This is a genomic window from Streptomyces sp. CO7, from assembly GCF_053474865.1.
In genome coordinates this window covers 284,696-292,183 of the sequence record NZ_JBRIOU010000006.1, presented here as the reverse complement: position 1 = coordinate 292,183, position 7,488 = coordinate 284,696, and the positions used below count along the sequence as shown (strand labels likewise).

The following is a 7,488-nucleotide window of genomic DNA, read 5'->3' as shown; positions in this document are numbered from 1 at the left end:
CTCCACCACCTGCACCGCCGCCCAGCTGCTGCGCAACAACGGCTTCGAGTCCGGGGCCACCGCCTGGTCGGCGAGCAGCGGCGTCATCACCAACAGCAGCAGCCGCACTCCGCGCACCGGTTCCTACTACGCCTGGCTCGGCGGGCACGGCACCGCGGTGACCGAGACGCTCTCCCAGCCGGTCACGGTCCCGGCCGGCTGCTCCGCCGCACTCGGCTTCCATCTGAAGATCGACACCGCGGAGACCGGGAGCACGGCCTACGACACCCTCAAGGTGCAGGTCCTGAGCAGTTCGGGCACGGTGCTGCGCACCCTGGCGACGTACTCCAACGCCAACGCCGTCTCCACCTACACCAAACGCTCGTTCGACCTGAGTGCCTACGCGGGCCAGACGGTGACCCTCAAGTACACGGTCACCGAGGGGTCCAAGCTGCAGACCTCGTTCGTCATCGACGACACCGCGCTCGACGTCGCCTGAACGGCCCGCCGCACGGGTGACGGCGGGGCCCCGCCGGAATGACCGGCCGGGCCCCGCCGCCTGGACGGCAGGCCGCGGTTGTGACGTCGTCGGACGACGCCGTCAGAACCTGGACGCCGCCTTGCGGGCTCCCTTCATGCCCATGAAGGCGCACGCGGCTCCCAGGCAGATCGCCAGGGCGCCGATGCAGACGTTGGTGATGATCACGCCGGCGTCAGGGGCTGTTCCCACCACCCAGGGGGAGATGATCATCCAGACGCCCAGACCGGCAGCGGCCCAGCCGAGCGCGCCCATGCGGGTGGGGCTCGCGGCCGCGCAGATCGCGAGGGCGAGGATCGCCGCGCCGACGATCACGTTGTGCTGCACCAGCGGCGGCTGACTGCCGGTGAAGTGCAGGATCCACGGTGATGCCGCACAGAACACGCCGACCAGCGCCAGCGGTGCGGCGAGCATCCCCAGATTCGGTCCCTGCTGGGAACGGGCGTACTGCTCCCTCATTTCGAGTACGTCGGGGTGACTCGAGATGTCACCACGCGGGTGCGAGACGTTGGCCATGACTCGTCTCCTTCGAGATCTCAGGCCTGCCCGCGACTGCGGACGGAAGGTATCGACTGTGGGGCAGGTAGGCCCGCACCTGTTCCATTCTGCCCCGATTCACCCGTTATGTGTAATGCAGCTCACCGTCCCAGCTCACAGCCCCGACACCGGACCCGGCGCACAGCCCTCCGCCCCCGCGCGCCTCACAGCTGCTCCAGGAGTCCGCGCACGTACGCCGCCTGCCCCACGTGCTGCAGGTCGTCCGACAGGACACTGACCAGCCGGACGCCCAGCGTCACCGGCGGATCCCAGCGCTCGTCGACGATCCGCTCCAGGTCACCGGCGCCCAGGCCCCGCAGGAAGCCCAGCGTCTGCTCGTGGACCGCGTCGTAGTAACCGGTCAGCAGGTCGGGGGAGTCCACCCGCACCGCCGCGACCTTGGCCGCGTCGTGCCCGAAGCCGGTGTCGGACACCGGAAGCTCCAGCCCGAACCGGCCGTGCCAGTCCTGCGCCGTCCACACCTGCTCCCGTCCGGCCGCGTCCGCCACGTGGTCGTCCTGGACCCGGGTCAGGTGCCAGACCAGCCAGGCGACGGAGTTCGTCCCGGGAGCGGGGAGCGCGGCGAGCCGCCCGGCGTCCAGTCCCTGGACCGCCGCGTGGACCTCCTCGCGGATCCGGCCGTGTGCCTCGATCAGAATGTCCTTTGCGTGCATGTCTCCAGCCTCCGCCGGAACCGGCCTGGGCGCTCGGCGGTTGGACCGGGCGAGGTCCGGTGAGGAAGAGTGATCTCCGGCACCGACACGCACGACACCAGGAGTCACGTTGTACACAGCCCATCCCGGCCGCTACGAGCAGATGCCCTACCGGCGCACCGGGCGCAGCGGTCTGAAGCTTCCCGCGCTGTCGCTCGGCCTGTGGCACAACTTCGGGCCCGACCGTCCGGTGTACACCCAGCGGGCCATCCTGCGCCGGGCCTTCGACCTGGGCGTCACCCACTTCGACCTGGCCAACAACTACGGCCCGCCGCCCGGCGCCGCCGAGTCGGCCTTCGGCGAGGCGCTCACGTCGGACCTGCGCCCCTACCGCGACGAGATGGTGATCTCCACCAAGGCCGGCTATCTGATGTGGGACGGTCCCTACGGCGAGTGGGGCTCGCGCAAGTACCTGCTCTCCTCGCTGGATCAGAGCCTGTCCCGGATGGGCCTGGAGTACGTCGACATCTTCTACTCGCACCGTCCCGACCCGGACACCCCGCTCGAGGAGACCATGGGCGCGCTGCACTCCGCGGTGCAGCAGGGCAAGGCGCTGTACGTGGGCGTCTCCAACTACTCCCCCGAGGAGACCCGCGAGGCCGCCCGGATCCTCGAAGGGCTCGGGACGCCGCTGCTGATCCACCAGCCGCGCTACTCGATGCTCGACCGCCGTCCCGAGGAGAGCGGTCTCCTCGACACCCTGGACGAGCTCCAGGTCGGGTCGATCGTCTACTCCCCGCTGGAGCAGGGCCTGCTCACCTCGCGTTACCTGGACGGCATCCCCGAGGGCTCCCGTGCCGCCGGCGACAGTCCCTTCCTGACCGCCGACAAGGTGACCGGCGAGCTCGTCGGCCACCTGCGGACGCTCAACGGGATCGCCGCCGCCCGCGGTCAGTCCCTGGCCCAGATGGCGCTGGCATGGGTGCTGCGCGGCGGCAGGGTCACCTCCGCCCTGGTCGGGGCCAGCAGCCCGCAGCAGCTCGAGGACTCGGTCGCCGCCATCGGCAACCTCGCCTTCGACGACGACGAGCTGTCCCGGATCGACGCGGTCCTCCGCGCCGCCGGCTGAGCCCGCAACCGTGTCCACGAGGGCCCGCGGGAGGTCCGGCCTCCCGCGGGGCCACCCTCGTGAACGCGGTGTAACACGAATTTCGGTCAGGGACGAGTGCCGGGGCCCGACCCGGGTACAAGCTCAGGCGCATCAGTATCCGGCCGGGCCGGCATCCGAGAGAGACACGCATGATCGAGCACCTGGACGGGGCCGTGGTGACAACGGGTTTCGACGTCCCCGTCGAACCTCTGCGCCGTGCGACGCACTACACCGGTGAACCGGGGTGCATCGCCGAGGCGAGGGAGTTCGCGGGACAGTTCCTCGAGCAGTTGAGGAGCGAGTGGTGCGCCACGGCCGACGAGCGTTACGGCGGGGAACTGCTCCTGGTGGTCAGCGAGCTGGTCACCAACGCGGACCGGCACAGTCATGGTCCGTACATCCTCGAACTCGAGGGGTCGGACAACCGCGTGACCGTCACGGTCTACGACAGCAGCGTCGCGCTGCCCCAGATCTTCCCCCGGGACCCCAAGCGCGTCGGGCGGCACGGCCTGGAGATCGTCCACGCCCTCGCGGACGAGGTGGTCGTGGAGCGCGTCCCGGTCGGCAAGCGGATACGCGCCACCCTGCGCCTCGGCGGCTGAACCCGCCGCCGCGCCCGCGCACCGGGGCCGCGCCCGCGCACCGGGTGCGCCGATTCACCTCTGAGCGGAACCGCCGCGGGCGCCCTTGCCGGGTCCCGGCCGCGGCCTAGGCTGAGAAGGGTGAGCAGCCACGAAGCCTCCCGGACCCCCGTTCCCCTCCGCCGCCCGGCGGACCGCCCGGCCTCCGGTCCGGCGTCCGGTCCGGCGGGCCGTGCCCGGGAGCCCCTGTGGCGTGACCTCGTGGGTGACGCCCTGCGCCGCGAGCGGCTCGCCCAGGGGCGCACCCTCAAGGAGGTCGCCGAGGCGGCGCGGATCTCGATGCCCTACCTCTCGGAGCTGGAGCGGGGCCGCAAGGAAGCCTCCTCGGAGGTTCTCGCGGCCGCCGCCCGCGCCCTGGGCCTGAGCCTCGGGGATCTGCTCGTCCGCGTCCACAGCGACCTCACCGCCGCCTCCGGTGCCGTCTCCGGTTCCGTCGCGCACCGCGAAGTCGCCCACCGGGGCGTCCCGCAGCGCGCAGTCCCGCACCGCGGTGGCATGTGCCTGGCCGCCTGACGCACGACGCGGACCGCGCGTCAGCGGCGCGCGGTCAGCACCTCGTCGGCCAGGCCGTAGGCCACCGCCTCCTGGGCGGTGAACACCTTGTCCCGGTCCATGTCGGCGCGCAGCGTCGCCGTGTCGTGGCCGGTGTGCCGGGCCAGCACCTCCTCCATCTGGGCGCGCACGCGCCCCATCTCGCGGGCCCGCAGCGCCAGGTCGGCGACCGTCCCCTGGCTGCCGGCGCTGGCCGGCTGGCCCAGCAGCACCCGCGAGTGCTCCAGCACGAACCGCCGCCCCGGGTCGCCGCCGGCCAGCAGCACCGCGGCCGTCGACGCGGCCTGGCCCACGCAGAAGGTGGCGATCGGCGCGCGCACGAAGCGCAGGGTGTCGTAGATCGCCATCAGTGACGTCACCGAGCCGCCGGGGGAGTTGAGGTAGAGCGCGATCTCGTGGTCGGGCGCGTCCGACTCCAGGTGGAGCAGCTGGGCGATGACCACGTTCGCCACCCCGTCGTCGATCTCGGTGCCCAGGAAGACGATCCGCTCCGACAGCAGACGGCTGAACACGTCGGAGGAGCGCTCACCGCGCGCGGTGCGCTCGGTCACGTACGGAACCGTGTAGCTCGCCATGGTCACAGCCCCGTCCGGCGTCGGGAGGCGCTGAGGCGCACCTCGTCGAAGGAGCCGACCAGACGGTCGACCATCCCGTACTCCATGGCCTGCTCGGCCGTGAACCAGCGGTCCCGGTCGGAGTCCCTGGAGACGGTCTCCCGGCTCTGCCCGGTGTGGTCCGCGATGATCCGCTCGATCTGTCCCCGGGTGAACTCCAGGTTCTCGGCCTGGATCTCGATGTCGGCGGCGGTCCCACCGATGCCGGCCGAGGGCTGGTGCATCATGATCCGCGCGTTGGGGAGCGCGTACCGCTTGCCCGGCGCGCCCACGGTCAGCAGGAACTGGCCCATGCTCGCCGCGAATCCCATGACCAGGGTCGACACGTCGTTCGGGATCGCCCGCATGGTGTCGTACACGGCCAGACCGGCGGTCACCGAGCCGCCGGGGCTGTTGATGTAGAGGCCGATGTCGCTGCGCGGGTCCTCCGCCGAGAGCACCAGCAGCTGGGCGCACACCCGATTGGCGGACACCTCGTCCACCTGGGTGCCGAGCATCACGATGCGCTGCGCGAGCAGCGCCGAGGCCAGTTGGTCGTCGAAGGGCGTGGACGGGGTGTCGCCCTGCTGCGCCCGGGGGGCGTACTGCGGTGGAAGCATGCGAGGTCCTCCTGGAGACTTCGAGCCGAAAGGGTGCGCTGCCTTCGACCATGCCCCCGCCCGCCCCTGACCGGGGCACTTCTCTGCCCGCGGCAGATTCGCCCACGGCAGATCCCGGGCCCGCGCGCCGCGGGCCGATGAGTTTCGGCCCGTCGGCAGGTCGACAGTGGTGAACGGCGGACGATCGGGAGGAACCGATGGACAGCAACGGATTCACCACCTGCCTCTGGTTCGACAACCAGGCGGAAGAGGCGGCCGAGTACTACGTCTCGGTCTTCCCCGACTCGCGCATCGAGCGGGTCGACCGGTTCTCCGAGGCGGGACCCGAGAAGGTCACGCCGGACGAGAACGGGTCGGTCGTCGAGGTCCAGTTCACCGTCAACGGCCAGCGGTTCTCCGCCCTCGACGGCGGCCCGCTGTTCCACTTCGACGAGGCGATCTCCTTCCAGATCATGTGCGACAGCCAGGAGGAGGCCGACCGTTACTGGAACACCCTGATCGGCGACGGCGGCCAGGAGAGCCAGTGCGGCTGGCTCAAGGACAAGTACGGGCTGTCCTGGCAGGTGATCCCCAAGGAGGCCCTGGAGCTCATGCGCGACCTCGACCGCGCGAGGGCCGGCCGGGCCATGGCCGCGATGCTCACGATGCGGCGGCTCGACGTGGCGGAGATGCGGGCGGCCGTCGAAGCCGGCTGACGGACGGCCCGGAGCACCGGGGCGCCCCGCCCGCGCGCCACGCGCCCACCCGACCGGCGTGAAAACCCTGACGACCACGAACGGAGGCCGCACCATGGCCGCACGACCCGAAGGAACCCCCATCTGGGCGGACGCGATGTTCGCCGACGTCGAAGGGGCCAAGAAGTTCTACGGAGAGGTCCTCGGCTGGACCTTCGGCGAGTCCAGCACCGAGTTCGGCAACTACACCGAGGCCTACGCGGACGGCAAGGCCGTCGCCGCGGTGGTCCCGCCGATGCCGGGCGCCGAGGAACAGGCGTCCTGGTGTCTCTACTTCGCCACCCCGGACGCCGCGGCCACCGCGGCGCGGATCCGGGAGAGCGGGGGAGAGGTGGTCATGGAGCCGATGCAGGTCGCCGACTTCGGCACCATGTGCATCGCCCGCGACCCGAGCGGCGTGGTGTTCGGACTCTGGCAGCCGGCGAAGCACACCGGCTTCGACACCGTCGGCACGCCCGGCGCGTACTGCTGGGCCGAGGTCTACACCCGCGACGCCGGCAAGGCCGACGCCTTCTTCCCGGAGGTCTTCTCCTACACCCAGAAGCAGATGCCCGACGACAAGATCGACTTCCGGGTGTACGAGCTGAACGGCGCCCCATTGGTCGGCCGGATGAAGATGACGGAAGACTTCCCGCCGGAGGTCGGGCCGTTCATGAACGTCTACTTCGCCGTCCCCGACTGCGACGAGGCCGTCGCCAGGGCCGAGAAGCTGGGCGGCCGGTGCCAGTACGGACCGGTGACCAGCCCGTTCGGCCGGTTCGCCAGCCTCACCGACCCCCACGGCGCGGCCTTCTCGGTCCTCGACCCGGACACCACGGAGGGCGAGATGCCGCCGATGGACGAGGTCGGCTGACCGCGCGCCGGCCTCGTACCGGAAGGCCGCGCGGCCCCGCTCCCCTCGGGCGGGGCCGCGCGACGTGCGTGGGATGATCGTGTCCATGCGTGCTGAACGACTGGTCGCCGCCTGCGACGGCGCCTGCAAGGGAAACCCCGGTCCCGCCGCCTGGGCGTGGGTCCTCGCCGAGAACGGCGACACCCCCGACAGGCCCACCCGCTGGGAGGCCGGCCCCCTCGGCACCGCCACCAACAACGTCGCCGAGCTGACGGCCCTGGAGCGGCTGCTCACCGCCACCGACCCCGCGGTGCCGCTGGAGGTCCGGATGGACTCCCAGTACGCGATGAAGGCCGTCACCACCTGGCTGCCCGGCTGGAAGCGCAACGGGTGGAAGACCGCCGGGGGCAAGCCCGTCGCCAACCGGGAACTGGTGGTCCGCATCGACGAACTGCTGACCGGGCGCACCGTCGAGTTCCGGTACGTGGCGGCCCATCAGGTGGACGGCGACCCGCTGAACGACTTCGCCGACCGGGCCGCCAGCCAGGCCGCGATCGCGCAGCAGGGCGCGGGCAGCGCCCTGAACTCCCCGGAACCCCCGCCGTCCCCGACGCCGGCGGGCAAGAAGACGCCCGCCCGCACGCGCGGTGCGCGTACTG

At 71.5% G+C, this 7,488-nt stretch carries 10 protein-coding genes and 1 pseudogene; 7 read left to right on the top strand and 4 right to left on the bottom strand.

The features are described from left to right. Positions 1–478, top strand: a pseudogene (locus ACOV8S_RS22825) (hydrolase); the annotation flags it as partial. Between the two features lie 102 nt (positions 479–580). On the opposite strand, the gene ACOV8S_RS22820 reads toward ACOV8S_RS22825, so the two are convergent. Together ACOV8S_RS22820 and ACOV8S_RS22815 are read right to left on the bottom strand one after the other, a co-directional pair. After that, a complete protein-coding gene (locus ACOV8S_RS22820; protein WP_448319879.1) occupies positions 581–1,033 on the bottom strand; it encodes an SPW repeat protein in 453 nt (150 codons plus the stop codon). A 185-nt stretch (positions 1,034–1,218) separates the two neighbouring features. Continuing rightward, on the bottom strand, positions 1,219–1,728 hold the full coding sequence (locus ACOV8S_RS22815; protein ID WP_448319877.1) for a mycothiol transferase: 510 nt from the start codon (positions 1,726–1,728) through the stop codon (positions 1,219–1,221). 109 nt (positions 1,729–1,837) lie between these two features. Here ACOV8S_RS22815 and mgrA point away from each other — a divergent pair, with 109 nt between their 5' ends. The 3 genes from mgrA to ACOV8S_RS22800 all read left to right on the top strand — a co-directional run bounded on the left by mgrA (position 1,838) and on the right by ACOV8S_RS22800 (position 4,011). Continuing rightward, complete coding sequence (gene mgrA / locus ACOV8S_RS22810; RefSeq protein WP_448319875.1) at positions 1,838–2,836, top strand: L-glyceraldehyde 3-phosphate reductase; 999 nt, start codon at positions 1,838–1,840, stop codon at positions 2,834–2,836. Positions 2,837–3,006: 170 nt separating this feature from the next. Then, complete coding sequence (locus ACOV8S_RS22805) at positions 3,007–3,459, top strand: ATP-binding protein (protein WP_382552067.1); 453 nt, start codon at positions 3,007–3,009, stop codon at positions 3,457–3,459. A 120-nt stretch (positions 3,460–3,579) separates the two neighbouring features. Continuing rightward, positions 3,580–4,011 carry a helix-turn-helix domain-containing protein gene (locus tag ACOV8S_RS22800; protein ID WP_448319873.1) on the top strand — a complete coding sequence of 144 codons (432 nt, stop codon included), beginning with the start codon at positions 3,580–3,582 and terminating at the stop codon, positions 4,009–4,011. A gap of 20 nt (positions 4,012–4,031) precedes the next feature. Here the strand turns inward: ACOV8S_RS22800 and ACOV8S_RS22795 are convergent, their stop codons facing one another. Next, the gene (locus tag ACOV8S_RS22795) at positions 4,032–4,625 is read right to left on the bottom strand and encodes a ClpP family protease (RefSeq protein WP_448319871.1); all 594 of its coding nucleotides are present in this window, start codon (positions 4,623–4,625) and stop codon (positions 4,032–4,034) included. A gap of 2 nt (positions 4,626–4,627) precedes the next feature. Then, on the bottom strand, positions 4,628–5,263 hold the full coding sequence (locus ACOV8S_RS22790) for an ATP-dependent Clp protease proteolytic subunit (RefSeq protein WP_448319869.1): 636 nt from the start codon (positions 5,261–5,263) through the stop codon (positions 4,628–4,630). Positions 5,264–5,460: 197 nt separating this feature from the next. Between ACOV8S_RS22790 and ACOV8S_RS22785 the strand changes: the two genes are divergently transcribed. The 3 genes from ACOV8S_RS22785 to ACOV8S_RS22775 form a co-directional block, all read left to right on the top strand. Beyond that, positions 5,461–5,958, top strand: a complete 498-nt coding sequence (locus ACOV8S_RS22785; RefSeq protein ID WP_448319867.1) for a VOC family protein — start codon at positions 5,461–5,463, stop codon at positions 5,956–5,958. A gap of 94 nt (positions 5,959–6,052) precedes the next feature. Beyond that, entirely contained in the window at positions 6,053–6,850 is a 798-nt protein-coding gene (locus ACOV8S_RS22780) for a VOC family protein (protein ID WP_448319865.1), read from the top strand. Between the two features lie 73 nt (positions 6,851–6,923). Further along, a partial coding sequence (locus tag ACOV8S_RS22775) for a ribonuclease H family protein (RefSeq protein WP_448319863.1) occupies positions 6,924–7,488 on the top strand: 565 nt, incomplete at its 3' end.